The sequence below is a fragment of the Amorphus coralli DSM 19760 genome (genome assembly GCF_000374525.1).
Classification (GTDB): domain Bacteria; phylum Pseudomonadota; class Alphaproteobacteria; order Rhizobiales; family Amorphaceae; genus Amorphus; species Amorphus coralli.
Genome location: NZ_KB894570.1, coordinates 209,811 through 227,955 on the forward strand (window position 1 = coordinate 209,811; position 18,145 = coordinate 227,955).

Annotated in this window: 16 protein-coding genes; 7 read left to right on the forward strand and 9 right to left on the reverse strand. The window is 67.1% G+C overall.

All coding sequences use genetic code 11. The features are described 5' to 3' along the window. Nucleotides 1-48: 48 nt before the first annotated feature. The 3 genes from C507_RS0100995 to C507_RS19965 all read right to left on the reverse strand — a co-directional run bounded on the left by C507_RS0100995 (nucleotide 49) and on the right by C507_RS19965 (nucleotide 3,325). The gene (locus tag C507_RS0100995; RefSeq protein WP_018697779.1) at nucleotides 49-1,191 is read right to left on the reverse strand and encodes an alpha-hydroxy acid oxidase; all 1,143 of its coding nucleotides are present in this window, start codon (nucleotides 1,189-1,191) and stop codon (nucleotides 49-51) included. Next, entirely contained in the window at nucleotides 1,188-2,084 is an 897-nt protein-coding gene (locus tag C507_RS0101000) for an NAD(P)-dependent oxidoreductase (RefSeq protein ID WP_018697780.1), read from the reverse strand. The genes C507_RS0100995 and C507_RS0101000 overlap by 4 nt, the downstream gene beginning before the upstream one ends. Before the next feature lie 77 nt (nucleotides 2,085-2,161). Next, on the reverse strand, nucleotides 2,162-3,325 hold the full coding sequence (locus C507_RS19965; RefSeq protein ID WP_018697781.1) for a GGDEF domain-containing protein: 1,164 nt from the start codon (nucleotides 3,323-3,325) through the stop codon (nucleotides 2,162-2,164). Nucleotides 3,326-3,777: 452 nt separating this feature from the next. On the opposite strand from C507_RS19965, the gene C507_RS19970 reads away from it, so the two are divergent. Together C507_RS19970 and C507_RS0101015 are read left to right on the forward strand one after the other, a co-directional pair. After that, nucleotides 3,778-4,917 carry an acyltransferase family protein gene (locus tag C507_RS19970; RefSeq protein ID WP_018697782.1) on the forward strand — a complete coding sequence of 380 codons (1,140 nt, stop codon included), beginning with the start codon at nucleotides 3,778-3,780 and terminating at the stop codon, nucleotides 4,915-4,917. Between the two features lie 52 nt (nucleotides 4,918-4,969). Next, on the forward strand, nucleotides 4,970-5,287 hold the full coding sequence (locus tag C507_RS0101015; RefSeq protein ID WP_018697783.1) for a hypothetical protein: 318 nt from the start codon (nucleotides 4,970-4,972) through the stop codon (nucleotides 5,285-5,287). Between the two features lie 654 nt (nucleotides 5,288-5,941). Here the strand turns inward: C507_RS0101015 and C507_RS0101020 are convergent. From C507_RS0101020 to C507_RS0101040, 5 genes are all read right to left on the reverse strand, one after another. Next, nucleotides 5,942-6,697 (reverse strand): ABC transporter ATP-binding protein, encoded by a 756-nt coding sequence (locus C507_RS0101020; protein WP_018697784.1) that lies wholly within the window; start codon nucleotides 6,695-6,697, stop codon nucleotides 5,942-5,944. After that, nucleotides 6,694-7,452: an ABC transporter ATP-binding protein gene (locus C507_RS0101025; protein ID WP_018697785.1), complete on the reverse strand. Its 759-nt coding sequence runs from the start codon at nucleotides 7,450-7,452 to the stop codon at nucleotides 6,694-6,696. The genes C507_RS0101020 and C507_RS0101025 overlap by 4 nt, the downstream gene beginning before the upstream one ends. Nucleotides 7,453-7,569: 117 nt before the next feature. Then, nucleotides 7,570-8,727 carry a branched-chain amino acid ABC transporter permease gene (locus C507_RS0101030; RefSeq protein WP_018697786.1) on the reverse strand — a complete coding sequence of 386 codons (1,158 nt, stop codon included), beginning with the start codon at nucleotides 8,725-8,727 and terminating at the stop codon, nucleotides 7,570-7,572. A gap of 4 nt (nucleotides 8,728-8,731) precedes the next feature. Continuing rightward, nucleotides 8,732-9,760, reverse strand: coding sequence for a branched-chain amino acid ABC transporter permease (locus C507_RS0101035; protein ID WP_018697787.1), 1,029 nt, complete (start codon nucleotides 9,758-9,760; stop codon nucleotides 8,732-8,734). A gap of 88 nt (nucleotides 9,761-9,848) precedes the next feature. Then, a complete protein-coding gene (locus C507_RS0101040) occupies nucleotides 9,849-11,249 on the reverse strand; it encodes a substrate-binding protein (protein WP_018697788.1) in 1,401 nt (466 codons plus the stop codon). A gap of 209 nt (nucleotides 11,250-11,458) precedes the next feature. Between C507_RS0101040 and C507_RS19975 the strand changes: the two genes are divergently transcribed. Genes C507_RS19975 through C507_RS0101060 form a run of 4 tightly spaced genes read left to right on the forward strand, consistent with a single transcriptional unit; the run spans nucleotide 11,459 to nucleotide 16,486 of the window. Further along, the gene (locus C507_RS19975; RefSeq protein WP_083923323.1) at nucleotides 11,459-13,087 is read left to right on the forward strand and encodes a helix-turn-helix domain-containing protein; all 1,629 of its coding nucleotides are present in this window, start codon (nucleotides 11,459-11,461) and stop codon (nucleotides 13,085-13,087) included. Further along, on the forward strand, nucleotides 13,074-13,481 hold the full coding sequence (locus tag C507_RS0101050) for a response regulator transcription factor (protein ID WP_018697790.1): 408 nt from the start codon (nucleotides 13,074-13,076) through the stop codon (nucleotides 13,479-13,481). The genes C507_RS19975 and C507_RS0101050 overlap by 14 nt, the downstream gene beginning before the upstream one ends. Next, complete coding sequence (locus tag C507_RS0101055) at nucleotides 13,478-13,726, forward strand: hypothetical protein (RefSeq protein ID WP_018697791.1); 249 nt, start codon at nucleotides 13,478-13,480, stop codon at nucleotides 13,724-13,726. Before C507_RS0101050 ends, C507_RS0101055 begins: the two co-directional genes overlap by 4 nt. Nucleotides 13,727-13,729: 3 nt before the next feature. After that, nucleotides 13,730-16,486, forward strand: a complete 2,757-nt coding sequence (locus tag C507_RS0101060; RefSeq protein ID WP_018697792.1) for a sensor histidine kinase — start codon at nucleotides 13,730-13,732, stop codon at nucleotides 16,484-16,486. A gap of 43 nt (nucleotides 16,487-16,529) precedes the next feature. On the opposite strand, the gene C507_RS0101065 is transcribed toward C507_RS0101060, so the two are convergent. Next, nucleotides 16,530-17,207 carry an HAD family hydrolase gene (locus C507_RS0101065; protein WP_018697793.1) on the reverse strand — a complete coding sequence of 226 codons (678 nt, stop codon included), beginning with the start codon at nucleotides 17,205-17,207 and terminating at the stop codon, nucleotides 16,530-16,532. 203 nt (nucleotides 17,208-17,410) lie between these two features. Between C507_RS0101065 and rpiA the strand changes: the two genes are divergently transcribed. Continuing rightward, entirely contained in the window at nucleotides 17,411-18,121 is a 711-nt protein-coding gene (gene rpiA / locus C507_RS0101070; RefSeq protein WP_018697794.1) for a ribose-5-phosphate isomerase RpiA, read from the forward strand. Nucleotides 18,122-18,145 lie beyond the last annotated feature (24 nt).

Genomic DNA, 18,145 nt, shown 5'->3' on the forward strand with positions numbered 1-18,145 from the left:
GTTAAGGCCTTTTCGGCCGGGACGGAAACACGGAAGGCTGTGGCAGGCTTAACGGAGCGCCGTAGCGATCGCCGATTGGCCGAGGTCCTCCGCCTTCGGGACGCCGAGCAGGGCAAGGGCCCGCGCCAGGTCGTCCTTCACGATGGCGAAGGCTGTTTCCAGCGCTTCGCCGCCGCCGGCAGCGATCGCCATCATCGGCAGCCGGCCCATCAGCACGAAGTCCGCGCCCAGCGCTAGCGCCTTGGCCACGTGCTCGCCGTTGCGGACTCCACTGTCGAGCAGCACCGGGAAGTCCGCACCGACTGCCGCGCGCACGCTGGGTAGGGCGTCGATGGACGCGATCGTGCTGGCAAGCTGCCGGCCGCCATGGGTGGAGACGACCAGCCCGTCTGCGCCGGCGTCGCGCGCTCGCACGGCGTCGTCCGGCGACACGATCCCCTTCACGACAAGCTTGCGCGGCCAGCGGTCGCGGATATGACGAAGCACGTCCCAGTCCAGACGGCCCGAGCTCTGGGTCGCCATGAAGGCGGCGAGCTGACCGGCCGTGGCCCCGGGATCAGCATAACGCTCGATGTTGGCGAGCCGCGGTGAGCCGCTCCGTGCCAGCGCCAGGCACCAGGCCGGATGGGTCGCCAGGTCAACGGCAAGCCGCGGCGAGGGGCGCAGGGGCAGGGCCAGCCCGTTTCGGATGTCGCGCAGCCGGCGGCCCGGGACCGGCACATCCACGGTCACGAAGAGCACCTCGACACCGAGGGCATTCGCCCGGTCGACGAGGTCGTCGGCCACGGCCTCGTCCTTTGCCACGTAGAGCTGGAACCAGGCCTTGCCGCCGGTGCCTTCGACCGCCTGTTCCAGCGGCGTGGTCGCAGCGGTGGACATCACGTAGGGCATGTCGCCCTTGATCGCGGCTTCCCACAGCATCCGGTCGGCGCCCGGCCAGATCAGCCCGCCGAGACCGACCGGGGCGATGCCGAATGGTACCGCGTAACGGCGGCCGAATAGTTCCTTCGTGACGTCAATGCGGTCGACGTTGACCAGTGCGCGGGGCATGAACCGCACCCGGTCGATGGCGTCCACGGATTCCCGTGCGGCGACTTCGTCGCCGGAGCCGCCGTCCAGATAGTCGAAGGCGAGCCGCGGGATCCGCCTGCGGGCCCGCGACCGGAAATCCTCGTAACAGGTAAAGCTCATTCCCCCCGGCCTTCGTCGAACAGCTCGACGAGGGAGGAGATGTCGTCGTCGAGGCTCATGCCGGCGCGCTCGGCCACGCTGCGGTAGAGCGCGATCGTGTGGCTCGAAGTGGGCGTCGGTGCACCCGCGTCCTGGGCGGCCTTCTCCGCCATCACCAGGTCCTTCAGCATCACGCCGATGCCGCCGAGCTTCGGCTCGTAGGTGTGACTGGCCATGCGCGGGCCGAAGATCTGGAAGGGCAGGGAGTCTGCAAAGCCGCCCTTCAGCGCGTCAGCCAGGTGGGTGACGTCGACGCCGGCGCGGCGGCCGAACGCGATGGTTTCCGCAATCACCATCATTGAGTTGGCGACGATCATCTGGTTGCACAGTTTGGCCATCTGTCCCGCGCCGCTGGGACCGAGGTGCGTCATTCGGGCAGAAACCTTGTCGATCAGGGGCCGGGCCTTCTCGACATGCTCCTCTGTGCCGCCGGCCAGCACGATGAGGCTTGCCTTCTCGGCCGCGGGCACGCCGCCGGACACCGGTGCGTCGACCCAGCCGATCCCGTGCTTCGCCAGTTCTGCGGCTATCTCCCGGGCCTCGTCCGGCGCGATGGTCGAGAAGTCGACGATCACCTTGCCGGCCTTGTCGGAGGCGGAGGCGAAGCCGTTCTCGCCGAGCGCGATCTCGCGCACCGCCTTGCCGTCCAGAACGCAGATGCCGACGATGTCGGCCGCATCCAGCACCTCAGCGGGGCTCGCGGCCCGTTGCGCCCCCTCCGCGACAAGCGGGTCGCAGCGGCTTGCCGTCCGGTTCCAGACCGTGAGCGTGCCGGCAGCCAGAAGGTGGCGCGACATCGGAACGCCCATCACGCCGAGACCGGCGAAACCGAAACGGGGGGCTGCTGTCGTCATGAAGGTCTCCGCGCGGGGGGATTCGGCAAGGCCGATATCAAAGACGCGGACGGCTACGCGGCGCAAGCCGCAGGGTCTCAGCCGATGCGGGCGCGGCTGTTGTCCACCACCAGTCCGCGGATCCCCGGCTTGATCTCGTTTTCGCCGGCTTCCCCGAGGGCCGTGTCGATGATGACGCCGTTACGACCCAGCCGCTTGGCCTCGTAGAGCGCGCGGTCGGCTCCGGACAGACACTTCGAGATGTTGGCGTAGTTCTCGACGTCGGCGCTGACGCCGAGGCTGACGGTGAAATGGATCCGTTCGCCGTCCACGACGATCTCTTCGCGCTCAACCCGCGCGCGGATGCGTTCGGCCACGATGTAGGCACTGGCGCTTGATGTGTAGGGCAAGAGCATGCCGAACTCTTCGCCACCCATCCGGGCGACGACATCGGCCCCGCGCGATTCCTCGATCATGAGCTCGCCGAGCCGTCGGATCACCTGGTCCCCCGTGGGGTGGCCGAAGGTGTCGTTGATCACCTTGAACCGATCGATGTCGAGAACCACCACGGAAAAGGCTTCGCCGTAGCGTTCCCAGCGTTTCCACTCCCGGTTCAGGTATCCGGAGAAGGCGCGCCGGTTGGCCAGCCCGCTGAGCTCGTCGACATAGGCCATGCGCCTGATCCGGGCTTCGGCGCGACTGCGGTTCTGTTCGCCGACCATGACCAGGCCGAGAAAGACCACACCGATGATCCGCACCGCCACCACGGGAAGCGCGGATGTGGCAAGGATCTGCAGGGCCAGCTCGCTTGGGAGCACGAGGAGGCTCAGCATTGTCAGTGGGGAAACCGCCGCAAGCAGGAAGATGTGGCGTTTGCGCACCTTGTAGGCGTCGGCGTGGAACAGGTAGTGGCCGGCAAGCCCAATGGCCATGGCGATGAACAGGGCGAGGCTGCCGGCCAGGACGCCCTGGCCGCCCATGTAAATGCGGTAGGCGATGGTGATTGCGGCGGAAAGGAGCGCCGCCAGCGGCCCCCCGAAGAAGCTTGACAGGATCACCATCGTGGCGCGCGAGTCCACGAAGATCCCCGGCATCAATTCCACCGGGGCCATCATGGAAAGGACGGCGCCACAACCGAAGAGAACGCCGAGCAGCAGATCGCCCGCGGCCCCGCCTATGCGCGCGACGAACACGCCGTAGGCAATGGCGGCGAGCGCCAGCATTCCCGTGTTCTGCAGAAGATGGACGAATAGGTCGAGCACGCGCGGTCCTGGAGTGTGACTACAGCGGTCAGCAGCGTAGGGGCAGGCGTATCCGGCACCGGCCCCGAGGACTGCGAACCCTCGCCATCGCTGGCGTTTGGATGTGGGATACACTCGGTGAACGCGTCAGATCGCAAAAGGTCGCATCCCGTTCCTGCACATGCGACAAATTTTATCGATCCGCAAGCCGATGCTCATCTTGAGAAAAGTGAGATCTAGTGAACCATTTACCAGAGGTTGCCAAGTCGCTGCGCTTTTGGTTTCCCAGTTCACCGTTGGCGAAGAAGAATTCGGTGTGCGAAAACCCGAACGGGCTTTGAGCGTCGACGAATGCTTGGGGGGCATGACCATTGGGCGCGGGATCTGAGCCGGACCGTGGCGGGGTCGGCAGCAAGGGCAGGGCGGGGCATGGGCCCGCGTTTTCGTGCGACGGCGCGATCTATCGTCGGCGCGTGCGCGGAGCGGTCGGCCTGCCGGACTACATCCCCGGCCTGGACGGCCTTCGCGCCCTGTCGGTCATGCTGGTTATCGTCGGCCATGGCGGCTTCGAGCACATCGTTCCCGGCGGGCTCGGCGTCACCATCTTCTTCTTCATCAGCGGCTTTCTCATCACCAACCTGCTGATCAGCGAGGCGGTTCGGCACGGCGGCAACGCCATCGGCAAGTTCTATGTCCGCCGCTATCTGCGGCTGACGCCGGAGCTTTACGCCTATGTCCTCGTTTGCCTGATCGCCTCGGCCGTCTTCTTCCACGTAGAGATCGGGCGCTTTCTCGCCTCCTTCCTCTACGTGATGAACTATTTCTCGCTGTTCTCGGGCGAGGCGGGGGATCCGCAAAACCCGTTCGTGCTCGGCCATCTCTGGTCGCTCGCCGTCGAGGAACACTTCTATCTCGGCTTTCCGCTGCTCTTCGCGGTCCTGTTCAGGCGACTGCGCGCTTTCGTGGCGGTTCTTGTCGCCATCTGCGTTGCGGCGGTCGCGGTGCGCGCGGTGGCGGTCTTCGTGTTTCACGATCCCGCCTATGCGCACTTCGCGTCGGATGCGCGCATCGATTCCATCATATACGGCTGCCTGCTTGCGCTGGCCATGCGCCATCCCGCGAGCCTAGGTCTGCTCAGCCGGTTCGGTTCCAGCGGTGCCCTGATCGCCGCGCTAGGGCTGATGCTACTGACCCTTCTCTACCGCGACGAGGCCTTCCGCAACGTGCTCCGCTTCAGCCTCCAGGGCGTTGCGCTCTTCATCGGCGTGGCCTGTCTCTACACCAGCGCGCTGGGCACCTTCGCCGTCAGGGTGCTGGAGATCGGGGTGCTGCGCTTCCTCGGCCGCATCTCCTACGGCATGTATCTGTGGCACTTCCTGCCGGCGCGCGCGGTGTTCCTGTGGTTCGGCGTCGATCCGAACCACGCGACGGCCGCGCCTGTCACGGTGAAGATCGTCGCCATCATCGCCTCCACGGCAGGCGCGGTGCTGATGGGCTATCTTGGCCAAAGGCTCTTGCTGCGGCCGCTGGCCGGCCTACGTCATCGGTTTGGGTCGCACACGGCGGGCGCGTTGAGTTCCGAGACGGACAGGTCGGCGACATCCGGCAGGTGACCGAGAAACGGGCCGCCGGTGGCCGGTTGTGGAAGAAAGAAAGGGTCTGGCAATGACAACGCTGAAGATCGCGGCCGGCGCGGCCGCCGCACTGGGCTTCCTCGTCGCCGGCGCGCCGGGGGCGTCGGCCAACACCCAGTACGAGATCACCCAGATCCAGAAGGCGACGCCGTCCTGCCGGGCGCATCCCGACGCGCCCTGGATCGGCCGCGTGTCCGGCAGCGTCGAGGACGACGTCACCGATTTCATCATCCCGGTGTCGTTCGTCGGCTGCTTCGACAGCCAGCCGGGCTGCGAGCGCTGGAAGGAAAAGACCAGCGGCTTCATCACCGGCCCGATCATCCAGTACAGCTGCAAGCCACGGCGCTAAAGCGCTTCCAGGAAAAGTGGGCACCGGTTTTCCGTTAGGAAGCGCGCTGGGAGAGAGCGCTTCCAGGAAAAGTGGGCACCGGTTTTCCGTCCGGAAGCGCGGTGTGAAGAGTCTTTTTATCCCTCGCGCCGAGTGCGCTTTGCGCACCGGCACCGGGTGGGCGCCATGGCTTCTTGAGACGCAATCGCGGGCGGAAAACCGCAAGAGCACTTTTCCTGCGATTGCTCGGGCGGCGCGCGGTCGCGCGCTGGTGGGAGTGGTCCGGTAAAGCGGAAGTAGGCTCGGAAGGAGCCCCCAATCTCCGCTCATCCCCGCGCAGGCGGGGATCCAGGGCCCCAGGCCGCAGCCTGTCCCTAACCCCCTCGCGCCGAGTGCGCTGACGCGCACCGGCTCCGGGTGGGCGCCCTGGCTTCTTGAGACGCAATCGCGGGCGGAAAACCGCAAGAGCACTTTTCCTGCGATTGCTCGGGCGGCGCGCGGTCGCGCGCTGGTGGGAGTGGTCCGGTAAAGCGGAAGCTGGCTCGGAAGGAGCCCCCAATCTCCGCTCATCCCCGCGCAGGCGGGGATCCAGGGCCCCAGGCCGGACCACGTCCTATTCCGGGTCCACGAAGAGCGCGGGCGGAATACCGCAAGAACCCTTTTCCTGCGCTCGCTTTAGACGGCCAGGTACTGCTCGCGCAGTTCCGCGTTGTCGAGCACCTCGCGCGCCGTGCCGTCGAACACGACCTGGCCCATGTCGAGGATCAGCGCCCGGTCGGCGAGGTGCAGCGCCGCGATGGCGTTCTGCTCCACGATGATCGTCGTCAGCCCGATCGCCTTGATCTGCTCCAGCGTGCGCTCGATCTCCTGCACGATGACCGGCGCGAGGCCCTCGTAGGGCTCGTCCAGCAGGAACAGTTCCACGTCACGGGCGAGCGCCCGGGCAACCGCCAGCATCTGCTGCTCGCCGCCCGACAGGGTCACGCCCTCCTGGCGGCGGCGTTCGCCGAGCCTTGGGAACAGCTCGAAAATGCGCTCCTTCGACCAGCCGATAGGGGGCGCGATCTGGGCGAGGTCGAGATTCTCCTCCACCGTCAGGCCCTGGATGATGCGCCGATCCTCCGGCACCAGCGCAATGCCCTTGCGCGCCGCCTCGTGGGCCTTGAGCTTGTGCACGGGCAGGTCGGCGAGCCAGATCTCGCCCTTCTTCAGGTCTGGCGTGCCGACCCGGGCGAGCGAGCGCAGCGTCGAGGTCTTGCCGGCGCCGTTGCGCCCCAGGAGCGCGAGGATCTCGCCCTTCCTGAGCTCGAACGAGACGCCCTGTACGATGTAGCTCTCGCCGTAATAGGCGTGGATGTCGTCCACCTTGAGGAAGCGCTCTCCCTCCGCGGTGGTATCGGCGGGCAGGGTGGCGGTATCGGTCGTGCTCACAGGTGCGCTCCTCCGAGATAGGCTTCCTGCACCTTCGGGTTGCCTTTGATGTTTTCGGGCCGGTCCTCGACGATCACCCCGCCCTGGGCCATGACCGTCACGTAGTGGGCCAGCGAGAAGACCACGTGCATGTCGTGCTCGATGACGACCATGGTCTGGCCGCGCCGCTCGCTGATCTCCTTGAGAAGATCGATGGTGCGGTTGGTGTCGTGGCGCGCCATGCCGGCGGTGGGCTCGTCGAGAAGCAGCAGCTTCGGATCCTGGGAGAGGCACATGGCCAGCTCCAGGCGCCGCTTGTCGCCGCGCGACAGGCTGTCGGCGATGATTTCCGACTTCTCCGCCAGCCCCACGTCGGCGAGGTTGGACATGGCGTGATCGCGGATCTCCGCCTCGCCGTCCATCCGGTGCCACGGGTTCAGCTTGAACGTGCCGTCCCGGTGCGCCAGGGACGGGATCATCACGTTGTCGATCAGCGACAGCTCGCCGAAGATTTCCGGCGTCTGGAACACGCGGCTGACGCCGATCTGGTTGATCTCGTAGGGGCGCACGCCGATCAGCGAGCGGCCGCCGAAGGTCACCGTTCCGGAATCGGGGATCAGCCGTCCGATCAGGCAGTTGAGCAGCGTCGACTTGCCGGCCCCGTTCGGCCCGATGATGGCGTGGACGCTGCCCTCCTTGACGGACAGGTTGATGTGGTTGAGCGCCTTGAGGCCGCCGAAGGCCTTGTTGACGTCGTTGACTTCGAGAAGACTCATCTCGCAGCTCTCCCTGGATGCATCCGGCGCCGGCTGGGCGCTGTCTTCGGACGCCTCCCGTGTTCGAAGGGGCCGTCGGCCCGGGCCTTCGAGGCTGCCCGGGCCGCAAGCACGGCTCTAGTGACCGGTCGGCGCGGTGTCGCCGCCGCGCTGCGGCGTGTCGTCCGCCCGCTTGCGCCCGAACACGGCCTTGGCCAGGCGTCTCAGGCCCTCGATGATGCCGCCGGGCAGGAAGATCACCACGATCATGAACATCAGGCCCAGCGTCAGGTGCCAGCCTTCGCCGACGAACAGCCCGGCAACGGAAATCGCCGCCTCGCGCATCCCTTCCGGCAGGAAGTGGAACACGCTTTCCAGCGTGCTTTCGTTGAACGAGGAGAAGATGTTCTCGAAGTACTTGATCAGCCCCGCGCCCAGCATCGGCCCCATCAGGGTGCCGGCACCGCCCAGGATGGTCATCAGCACGACCTCGCCCGACGCCGTCCACTGCATGCGCTCCGCGCCCGCCAGCGGGTCGGTGATGCACATCAGGGCGCCCGCCAGACCGGCATACATGCCGGAGATGATGAACGCCGCCAGCGCGTAGGGCCGGGTGTTCAGGCCGGTGTAGCCCATCCGGTTCTGGTTGGTCTTCACCGCCTTCAGCATGAGGCCGAAGGGCGAGCGGAAGATCATGATCGCGAACCACGAGACCAGGATCAGCACGACCGCGCAGAAATAGAAGCCTGACAGCCCGGTCATCTCGATGCCGAACAGGTTGGCCACCAGCGGGCCGGTCTCGCTGCCGTTTCCGTCGAAGATGCGCGGATCGGAGCGCAGCACGCGCAGGCCGGTCTCGCCGTTGGTGATCGGGGTGAGCACCGAGTAGGCGAGATTGTAGGACATCTGGGCGAAGGCGAGCGTCAGGATCGAGAAGTAGATGCCTGTTCGCCTGAGCGACAGATACCCGATGGCCAGGGCGAAGATGCCGGCGGCGATGACCGCCAGGACCAGCGCCGGCAGCGGGTTCATGCCGAGCAGCTTGAAGCTCCACACCGCGGTGTAGGAGCCCACGCCGAGGAACGCGGCGTGGCCGAACGAGAGGTAGCCGGTGAGCCCGAACAGGATGTTGAAGCCGGTGGCGAAGATGCCGAAGATCGCGAACTTCTGCATCAGGTCGGGATAGGCGGCCCCGAAGGGCTGCAGCCAGATCGGCATCGTCAGGATCGCGATCGTGAAGATCACGATCAGGACGATGTCACTCTGCAAATTGTCCTTGTCGAGAAAGTTCATCATCGCGTCAGCCCTCCATCACGCCCTTGCGGCCCATCAGACCGCGCGGCCGGACCAGGAGGATCACGACGGCCACGAGATAAATGATGATCTGGTCGATGCCCGGGAAGATCGACTTGACCTCCGTCATCGACGCGAACGACTGCAGGATGCCGAGCAGGAACCCGGCGGCCACGGCTCCGCCCAGCGAGCCCATTCCGCCCACCACGACCACGACGAACGACAGGACAAGGAAGTCCATGCCCATGTGGTAGTCGGGCGGCAGGATCGGCGTGTACATCACGCCGGCCAGACCCGCGACGACCGCGGCGATGCCGAACATGATGGTGAAGCGCTTGCCGATATTGATGCCCAGCAGGCCCACCGTTTCCCGGTCGGCCATGCCCGCGCGCACAACCATTCCGAAGGTGGTGAACTGCAGGAAGGCGAACACCGCGCCGATGACCGCGAGGGAGAAGGCCAGGTAGACCAGACGCCACCACGGGTAGGAGATGGCGTTCTCGGCAAAGCCGAACGCCGCGCCGATGTCGGCGGATCCGGAGAAGAGCGCCGGCGCCGGGATCGGGATCGGATTGGCGCCGAACCAGACCTTGATGATTTCCTGGATGACGATGGCGAGGCCGAAGGTCACCAGGATCTGCTCGGCGTGCGGGCGCCGGTAGAAATGCTTGATGAGGCCGCGCTCCATGGTGATGCCGATCACCAGCATCACCGGGATGGCCACCAGGATCGACAGCGGAACCGCGAAATTCAGGATCGCCGCGCCGGTTTCACCGAACCAGCTCTCGATATAGGGGACGCGGATCTCCATGGGGGTGCCCCACGGGGTCAGGTTGTCCGGATCGAGCGTCACCTGTTCCAGGTTCAGGAACTGGTAGACGGCGACCGCACAGAACGCGCCCAGCATGAACAGAGCGCCGTGAGCGAAGTTCACGACGCCGAGCGTGCCGAAAATGAGGGTCAGCCCGAGGGCGATCAGCGCGTAGGCCCCGCCCTTGTCGAGGCCGTTGAGGATCTGCAGAAGGATCTGATCCATTGAGACGGTCTTCTCCCAGGCCGCGGACGAAACCGCGGGCGACGGCCGGTCGCTGGGACCGGCCGTCTGTTGTCAATCTACCGTCGGCTCAGACGCCGTTGTTGCACTCGCCGAGTTCGCCGCCGGCGAACATCGGGTTGTCCGGCTCGTACCAGACGTCCTTCGCCGGCACCTCGTCGACGACCTCGAGCAGGTCGTACTTGTCCTTCGGGCTTTCCTTTCCGCGCACCACCAGGACCGGCTTGAAGCACTGGTGATCGGCAGCCCGGTAGAGGGTCTGGCCGTTGCCCATGCCGTCGAAGACGAAGCCCTTGTTGGAGGCGGAGTCGATGCCGTCGAGCGAGTCGCTGCCCTGGAAGGCGTCAACGATCGCGCACGGCGCGAAGGAGCCGGCGCGCTCGGCAGCGTCGGCATAGAGGAGGGCCTGCACGTAGCAGGTCTGGGCGGCCTGCGACGGCGGCTGGCCGTACTTCTGACCGAACGACTTCACGAAGGCCTGGGTGCCGGCGTTCTGCAGCTTCCAGTCCCAGTTGGCGGAGCCGAGGATGCCCTTCACGTTCTCGCCGGCGCCCTGCGCCATGAGCTCGGAGTAGAGCGGCACGACCATCTCGAACTGCTTGCCGTTCACCTGCTTGTCGCGCAGGCCGAACTGAACCGCCTGGGTCAGCGAGTTCACCATGTCCTTGCCGTAGTGGTTCAGGATCAGGACGTCGGCGCCGGAGTTGAGAACCGGGGTGATGTACTGCGAGAAGTCGCCCGCGCCGAGCGGCGTGCGGACGGTGGCGACCGTCTCCCAGCCCATGTTCTCGGTGGCGGCCTTGATCGACTCCTCCTGGGTCCAGCCCCAGGTGTAATCGGCGGTGAGGTGGTAGGCCTTGCGGTCGGTGCCGTACTCGCTCTTCAGCACCGGGGCCAGCGCGGCGGCCGACATGTAGGCGTCGAAGAAGTGGCGGAAGCCGTTCGCCCGCTTGTCCTTGCCGGTGGTGTCGTTGGAGTGGGTCAGGCCGGCCATGAAGATGACGCCCATCTCCTGGCAGAGCGACTGCACCGCCACGGCCACGCCCGACGACGAGCCGCCGGTGATCATCACGGCACCGTCCTTCTCGATCATCCGCTTGGCGGACGCGCGGGCGGCGTCGGACTTGGTCTGCGTGTCGCCGGTGACGAACTCGACCTTCTTGCCGAGGACGCCGTTCCCCTTGAGGGCGGTCGGCTTCATCGTGTTCAGCATGCCGCCGTCGCCTTCACCGTTGAGGTGTTCGACAGCGAGCTGGTAGGCGCGCAGCTCGTCCGCGCCTTCGTCGGCATACGGGCCGGTCTGCGGCACGTTGAAGCCGAACGTGACGGTCGAGCCGGTCGGGGCGTTCAGGTAGTCCGCGGCATAGGCGCGGCGAATGAAGAGGTGAGGCGCAGCCAGCGCGGTACCGCCGAGGATGGCGCCACCCTTGAGGATCGTCCGGCGGGACGTTCCGGTCTTCGAAATGCTCATCGTTTCCTCCCGGTGAGTGTTCGGAGCGGACGCGTTGGTGTGTCTGAATCCCGCTCGTCTAAAATGGCTACGACAAGCCTCACACAACCGGCAATGGCGAAGCGAGGGGGTTGCAAAGTTCTGTAAATTCCGGTCGCATGGCCCCTGACGGCTGTTAATGTCTTTACAGAGCCCAAAAAGGGCCGGGCCGTCCTTCTGGGGAGGAATGCATGGTCCGGGTACCCATCGGGCAGCGCATACGCGAGCGCCGACGGCGCGCCGGCATGGCTCAGGCGGCGCTGGCGAAAATGGTCGATATTTCGCCGGCCTATCTGAGCCTCATCGAACACGACAAGCGCTATATCGGCGGCAAGCTACTGCGTCGCATCGCCGACGCGCTGGAGCTCGACCTCGACTATCTGACCGCCGATCAGGACACGCGTCTGGTCGAGACGATGATGGAACTGTCCGCCGCCAGCGGCATCGAGGGCCTAGACACCGAAAGCGCGGCGAGCCTGGTCGGCCGCTATCCGGAGTGGGCACGGGCCTTCATCAAGCTGCACCGCAACCTCCAGGATGCCACCGAAACAGCGCTCGCCCTGTCGGAGCGGCTGAGCCGCGACCCTGAGCTGATGGCGCTCAGCCACCAGATGCTCACTCAGATCACCTCGGTGCGCTCCTTCTCCGAAATCCTCGCCGAGCACCAGGACCTCGGCAGCGACGAGCGCCGCCGGTTCGCTGGCATCATCGCCAGCGAGAGCGACGCGCTGACCTCCAGCGCCCGCGCCGTCATCGACACGCTGGAACACTCCGGCGACGCCTTCCGGCCCACCTCGCCGGCGCGGGAGGTGGACGACTTCATCATCGACAACCGGAACTACTTCGCCTCCATCGAGGAGGCCGCGGCGGTGCTGCGCCGCGACCTTGGCGACGAGCGCTACCTGTCCGATGCCGCATTGGCGCAGCGCCTGTTCTCCCGCCACGGCGTGGAGGTGGTCTTCGGGCCGCTGCACTGCGCCCGCGACGTGATGGCGCCGCGGCTGGAAATCGCCGAGGGCGCCGCCCCGTCGACCATCCGCTTCCGGCTGGCCCAGCGTCTCTGCGCGCTGGAGTTCGCCGACCTGTTCGAGGAGATCGTCGCGACCGCGCGCGTCTCCAGCGCCGAAACCCACGACCGGGTGCTGCGGGCGCTGGCGCGCTACGCTGCCGGAGCCCTTCTGCTGCCCTACATGCCGTTCCTGGAGAGCGCCGAGGCGCTGCGCTACGATCTCGACGCGCTCGGCTCCCGCTTCGGGGCGAGCTTCGAGCAGGTGGCCCACCGGCTGGTCACCCTGCGCGAGCCGGACAACGAGGGCGTGCCGTTTGCCTTCCTGCGTGCAGACCCCGCCGGCAACATCTCCAAGCGCTTCTCCATCCCGGGGTTAAGGATGCCGGAATATGGCGGCGCCTGTCCGCGCTGGCCCATCTACACCGCGTTCGCGTCCCCGGATCAGGTGGTCAGCCAGCTCGCGGCGATCCCCGGCGGCGCGCAATATCTGTTCGTCGCCCGGCGGGTGATCAAGCCGGCCGTCATCCATGGCCGCCCTGCGACCGTGTTCAGCGTCATGCTCGGCTGCGAGGCCCACTACGCCGATCGCATCGTCTACGGCGACGCCTATGCCTCGCGCCGGGACAGCGTCATCTCTCGGGTCGGCTTCGAGTGCCGCTCGTGCCGACGCGAGGACTGCGGCCAGCGGGTCCATCCGCCGGTTTTCCGCCAGGGCCTGCGCGAGCGCGGGGAGGGGGCGGGCGACGGCCCGGACCGGTCGCCGGTCCAGCCGGCCCTCGTTCTGGAGGGCGTCACCGATGGACGCCCGTGAGGTCGGGGAGGGCCGCCGGCAGATCCTCATCGCCGAGGACGAGCCCTTCATCGTGGAATCGCTGACCTTCCTCCTTGAACGCCAGGGTTATGACGTCCGCTCGGTCCGTGACGGGGCGGTGGCGCTGGAGGAGCTGTCGTCGGAGCCGCCGGACCTGCTGATCCTCGACACCATGATCCCGAGCGAGAACGGATTCGACGTGCTCCGCCAGCTGCGCCAGATGCCGCATGGCGGTGCGGTCCCGGTGCTCGTGCTCACCGCGAAGGGGCAGGAAAGCGACCGGCGCCAGATGCTGTCGCTGGGCGCCGACGAGTTCGTCACCAAGCCGTTCTCCAACCAGGATCTGCTGGCGCGCGTGGACCGGCTTCTGGGCGACGCCGGGAGGCGGCCGTGAGCCGGCGGCCCGAGCGCGATCCGGAGAGCGTGACGGACCTGAAGTGGGCCTTGCCGCTGGCGATGGTGCTGCTTCTGATGCCGCCGATCCTCACCGTCTTCGACCACCCGGTGCTGGTGGCCGGCATCCCGCTCCTCCACGTCTACCTGTTCGCGGTCTGGATCCTCGGTATCGCCGCCACCGCCTGGCTGTCGCGCCGGCTGCGCCGCGCCACCGACCACGCGCCGCCGCGCGACGGGGGCTGAGCCATGCTCGAGCCCGGCGTCATCGTTGCCGTCGCCGGCCTCTATCTGGGCGGACTGTTCCTGCTCGCCTTCGTCTCCGACCGGCGCGCGGAGCGCGGTGCCGCCGGCATCATTTCCTCGCCGGTGGTCTACACCCTGTCGCTGGCCGTCTACTGCACCTCCTGGACCTTCTACGGCGCGGTGGGATCGGCAGCGCGCAACGGCATCGAGTTCGCGACCATCTACATCGGACCGACCTTCGTCTTCGTCGGCTGGTGGCTGCTGCTGCGCAAGCTGGTGCGCATTTCCCGGGCCCAGCAGATCACCTCCATCGCCGACTTCATCTCCGCCCGCTACGGCAAGAGCTCGGCGATCTCCGCGGTGGTCACGCTGATCGCCATCATTGCCATCTCGCCCTACATCGCGCTGCAACTGAAGGCGGTCGCCACCAGCTTCGAAGCGATCGCCAAGCCCACCCCGTTCGCCGACGGCACCGGCCCGCCGCCCGGCCTTCTCAGTGACACGGGCTTCTGGGTGGCGGCCTGCATGGCCGCCTTCGTGATCCTGTTCGGCACCCGCAAGATCGGCGCCGACGAGAGCCATCCAGGCGTCGTGGCGGCCATCGCCTTCGAATCCATGGTCAAGCTCTGCGCGCTGGTCGCCGTCGGCCTGCTGGTGGTGTTCGGCTTCGCCGGCGAGGATGTGCCGGGCGTGCTCACCGGCGAGTGGAGCCCCAAGGTCGCGCACCTGGCGACGCTCTCCCAGTCCGACGGCAGCCGCTGGGTGGCGATCAGCTTCCTCTCCGCCGCGGCCATCCTGTGCCTGCCGCGCCAGTTCCAGGTCGCCATCGTGGAGAACCAGGACGAGCGCCATCTGCACACCGCCGCCTGGATGTTTCCGCTCTACCTGATGCTGATCAGCCTGTTCGTGGTGCCCATCGCGATCGCCGGCATGGCGCTCCTGCCGGAGGGCGCCAACCCCGACCTTTACGTCCTGACGGTGCCGCTTGCCGCCGGCTACGAGGAGTTGGCGATCTTCGCCTTCATCGGCGGCCTGTCGGCCTCCACCTCGATGGTGATCCTGTCGTCCATCGCGCTGTCGATCATGATCTCCAACCATTTGGTGACGCCGCTGATGCTGCGCACCCGGCTGATCGAGAGCCATTCCCACGGCGACCTGTCGCGCACCGTCCTGTTCAGCCGCCGCGTCTCCATCGTCGCCATCCTTGGCCTCGGCTACCTCTACTATCGCACCACCGCCGGTTCGAGCGGGCTCGCCTCCATCGGCCTGATCTCCTTCGTCGGCGTCGCCCAGTTCCTGCCGGCGCTGGTGGGCGGCGTGTTCTGGCGGCGTGCCACCCGCGCCGGGGCGCTCTCCGGCCTCGTCATCGGCTTCGTGGTGTGGGCGTACACGCTGCTGATCCCAAGCTTCGCGGCCGGCGGCTGGGACCTCGCCTGGCTGCAGGGCACGGGCCTCTTCTCCACCGGGCTCCTGAGCCCCACCGCCTTCCTCGGGCTCTCCGGCTGGGACCCGCTGGTCCACGCCATGTTCTGGAGCCTGACCCTCAATCTCGGCGCCTACGTCTTCATCTCCATCGCCACCGTCCAGTCGCCCATCGAGCGGCTGCAGAGCGCGCTCTTCGTCGACGTGTTCTCGCGCTCACCCGCTGCGGAGGAACCGGTGCTGCCGCGCTCGGCCCGGGCGGAGGACCTCTACCGGCTGTCGGAACGCATCCTCGGCGCCGACCGCACCGCCTCCGTCTTCGAGGCGCAAGCCGCGCGCCAGGGCCGGCCCGGGCGGCTGCCGTTGCCCGACCCGCAGTTCATCGCACTGGTGGAGCGCCAGCTCGCCTCCGGCATCGGTGCGTCGTCGGCCGGCCTGATGGTGTCGCGGATCGCCAAGGGAGAGCCCATCGCCGTCGACACCGTCATGGCGCTCCTCGACGAGACCCGAGAGGCGATCCGTTACTCGCGCGAACTGGAGCGCAAGTCGGTGGAGCTGGAGCGGATTGCCGGCGAGCTGCGCGACGCCAACGAGAAGCTGACCCAGCTCGACCGGATGAAGGACGACTTCCTCAGCCGGGTCAGCCACGAACTGCGGACCCCAATGACGTCGATCCGCTCCTTCGCCGAGCTGCTCGTCCAGGCTGACGGGCTCGACGAGGCCCGTGCACAACGCTTCGTCGCCATCATCGACCAGGAAAGCCGGCGCCTGACCCGGCTTCTCGACGAGATCCTCGACCTCAACCGGATGGAAAGCGGCCAGGTCAACTGGACGATGGAGACCATCGACGCCGCCGCCGTCCTGCGCCAGGCGATGGCGGTGATGAGCGGGCTGGCCGAACGCAGGGGCGTGCGCCTCGTCATGGTGCCGCAGACCTGGCCGGCGCTGGTCGATGTCGATCCCGACCGCCTGAAGCAGGTCTTCGTCAACCTCCTGTCCAACGCCATCAAGTTCAACACGTCGCCGGACCCGGAGGTGCGTCTGACCTTCTCCGTCACCGAAGGCAGCGTCGAGATCCGTATCGCGGACAACGGCCCCGGTATTCCGTCGGAAGAGCAGGGCCACCTCTTCACCAAGTTCTCGCGGGCCTGGAACGAGCGGGCGGGCGACGCCAAGGGCAGCGGTCTCGGCCTGGCGATTTCGCTTCAGATCATGCGGGTTCTGGGCGGCGACATCCGGCTGGTGGCGACCGGGGCGCAGGGCTCCGTCTTCTCCGTGACCTTGCCGCTGTCACGGCGTGACGCGGCCGCAACGTCGCCCGTCGAGGCGGCGAAGTAGGCCGGCCCCGTCTTGGCTTGCAGGGCCCGCGCGACGGCGTCGGTCAGAAACCGGCCGACAGCCGCTCCACCGCGTCCACGATCTCGTCGTAGTGGCTGATCAGCGCGTCCGGCCCGATCTCCGCCATCGGCGTGTCGGTGTAACCGAAATCCACTCCGATCACCGGCGTGGCCGCGGCCCGGGCGGTGTCCACGTCGGTGCGGGAATCCCCCACCATGATGGCCGCAGACGCGTCGCCGCTTGCCGCCTGGATGGTGCGCAGCAGGTGTGCGGGGTCCGGCTTTGCCATGCCGAACGTGTCCGGACCGGCGATCGCGCGGAAACGGCGGCTCAGGTCCAGCGCATCGAGCAGGGCGTTGGCCAGCGGTGCCCGCTTGTTGGTGCACACCGCGAATTGCCAGCCGTCTTTTTCCAGCCGGTCCAGCGCGTCGATCAGGCCGGGGTAGGGATGGCTCTCGTCGGCGATGTGGGCGACGTAGTAGTCGAGGAATTCGGCCAGCAGCCGGTCCAGCCGGGCATCGTCCGCCGGCTCGGAAATGTCCTCCAAAGCCCGTTTGATCATCGCCCGGGCGCCGTGGCCAATGGCGTTGCGGGCCCGAATCGGGTCGGCGCGCGGCAGCCCTTCCAGCGCCAGCACCGTGTTGAGGGCGGCGGTCAGGTCCGGCGCGGTTTCGACAAGGGTGCCGTCGAGATCGAAGACGAGGGTGCGCACGTGCGGCATCGGAAAGGGGCCTCCGGCGGTGATTGGGTCGCGCGTCGCATAGCAGGAAGCGTGGGCTCGCGACACCGGAGGGGTGGTCGACGAGTGGCCGACGCTGCGGACAATGGCCGCAGACGATGGCCCCGGCGTTTCCCCTTCGCCTGAAAATGCTCTAAGTCGTCCTCAGGAATTCACGTCCCACGAACGGATCGACGGACGACGCGATGAGCGATCAGGCAAACGCGGCAAGCATGAAGGAGAAGGCGGCGGCGGCGGCACTGAGCCATGTCGAGCGCGGCATGCGGCTCGGGCTCGGCACCGGCTCGACGGCCGAAGCCTTCGTGCGCCAGCTCGGCGAACGTGTCGCGGAAGGCCTCACGGTCGTCGGCGTGCCTACCTCCGAGCGCACCGCGGAGCTGGCCCGCTCGCTGCACATTCCGCTGACGACGCTGGACGAGACGCCGGAGCTGGATCTGACCATCGACGGCGCCGACGAGCTCGACGACCGGCTGCGGCTGGTCAAGGGCGGCGGCGGTGCGCTGCTGCGTGAGAAGATCGTCGCGGCTGCCTCGAAGGACATGATCGTCATTGCCGACGCCTCCAAGCGGGTCGCCACCCTCGGCCGCTTCCCGCTGCCCATCGAGGTCGTGCCCTTCGGGCTCGGCTCCACCCTCAACGCGATTGCGGCCGGTAGCCGTGCCCTCGGCCTTGACGGGTCGCTCACGGTGAGGCAAGCGGCAGACGGGGGGAGCTACATGACCGACGGTGGACACCTGATCGTCGATGCGGCCTTCGGGCAGATTGCGGAGCCCGAAGCTCTGTCCGATGCGCTTCATGCCATTCCGGGTGTGGTGGAGCACGGATTGTTCATTGGGCTTGCGAGTGCGGCGCTGATAGCCGACACCGATGCCGTCATTCATCTCACGTCGGCCTGACACGATCGGCCGGCGAAACCGTCG

What these genes read in the sequence shown, in the direction of transcription:
- C507_RS0100995 (WP_018697779.1), bottom strand. Translation starts at nt 1,191, where the DNA reads ATGAGCTTTACCTGTTACGAGGATTTCCGGTCGCGGGCCCGCAGGCGG.
- C507_RS0101000 (WP_018697780.1), bottom strand. Translation starts at nt 2,084, where the DNA reads ATGACGACAGCAGCCCCCCGTTTCGGTTTCGCCGGTCTCGGCGTGATG.
- C507_RS0101015 (WP_018697783.1), top strand. Translation starts at nt 4,970, where the DNA reads ATGACAACGCTGAAGATCGCGGCCGGCGCGGCCGCCGCACTGGGCTTC.
- C507_RS0101025 (WP_018697785.1), bottom strand. Translation starts at nt 7,452, where the DNA reads ATGAGTCTTCTCGAAGTCAACGACGTCAACAAGGCCTTCGGCGGCCTC.
- C507_RS0101030 (WP_018697786.1), bottom strand. Translation starts at nt 8,727, where the DNA reads ATGATGAACTTTCTCGACAAGGACAATTTGCAGAGTGACATCGTCCTG.
- C507_RS0101035 (WP_018697787.1), bottom strand. Translation starts at nt 9,760, where the DNA reads ATGGATCAGATCCTTCTGCAGATCCTCAACGGCCTCGACAAGGGCGGG.
- C507_RS0101040 (WP_018697788.1), bottom strand. Translation starts at nt 11,249, where the DNA reads ATGAGCATTTCGAAGACCGGAACGTCCCGCCGGACGATCCTCAAGGGT.
- C507_RS19975 (WP_083923323.1), top strand. Translation starts at nt 11,459, where the DNA reads ATGGTCCGGGTACCCATCGGGCAGCGCATACGCGAGCGCCGACGGCGC.
- C507_RS0101050 (WP_018697790.1), top strand. Translation starts at nt 13,074, where the DNA reads ATGGACGCCCGTGAGGTCGGGGAGGGCCGCCGGCAGATCCTCATCGCC.
- C507_RS0101060 (WP_018697792.1), top strand. Translation starts at nt 13,730, where the DNA reads ATGCTCGAGCCCGGCGTCATCGTTGCCGTCGCCGGCCTCTATCTGGGC.
- C507_RS0101065 (WP_018697793.1), bottom strand. Translation starts at nt 17,207, where the DNA reads ATGCCGCACGTGCGCACCCTCGTCTTCGATCTCGACGGCACCCTTGTC.
- rpiA (WP_018697794.1), top strand. Translation starts at nt 17,411, where the DNA reads ATGAGCGATCAGGCAAACGCGGCAAGCATGAAGGAGAAGGCGGCGGCG.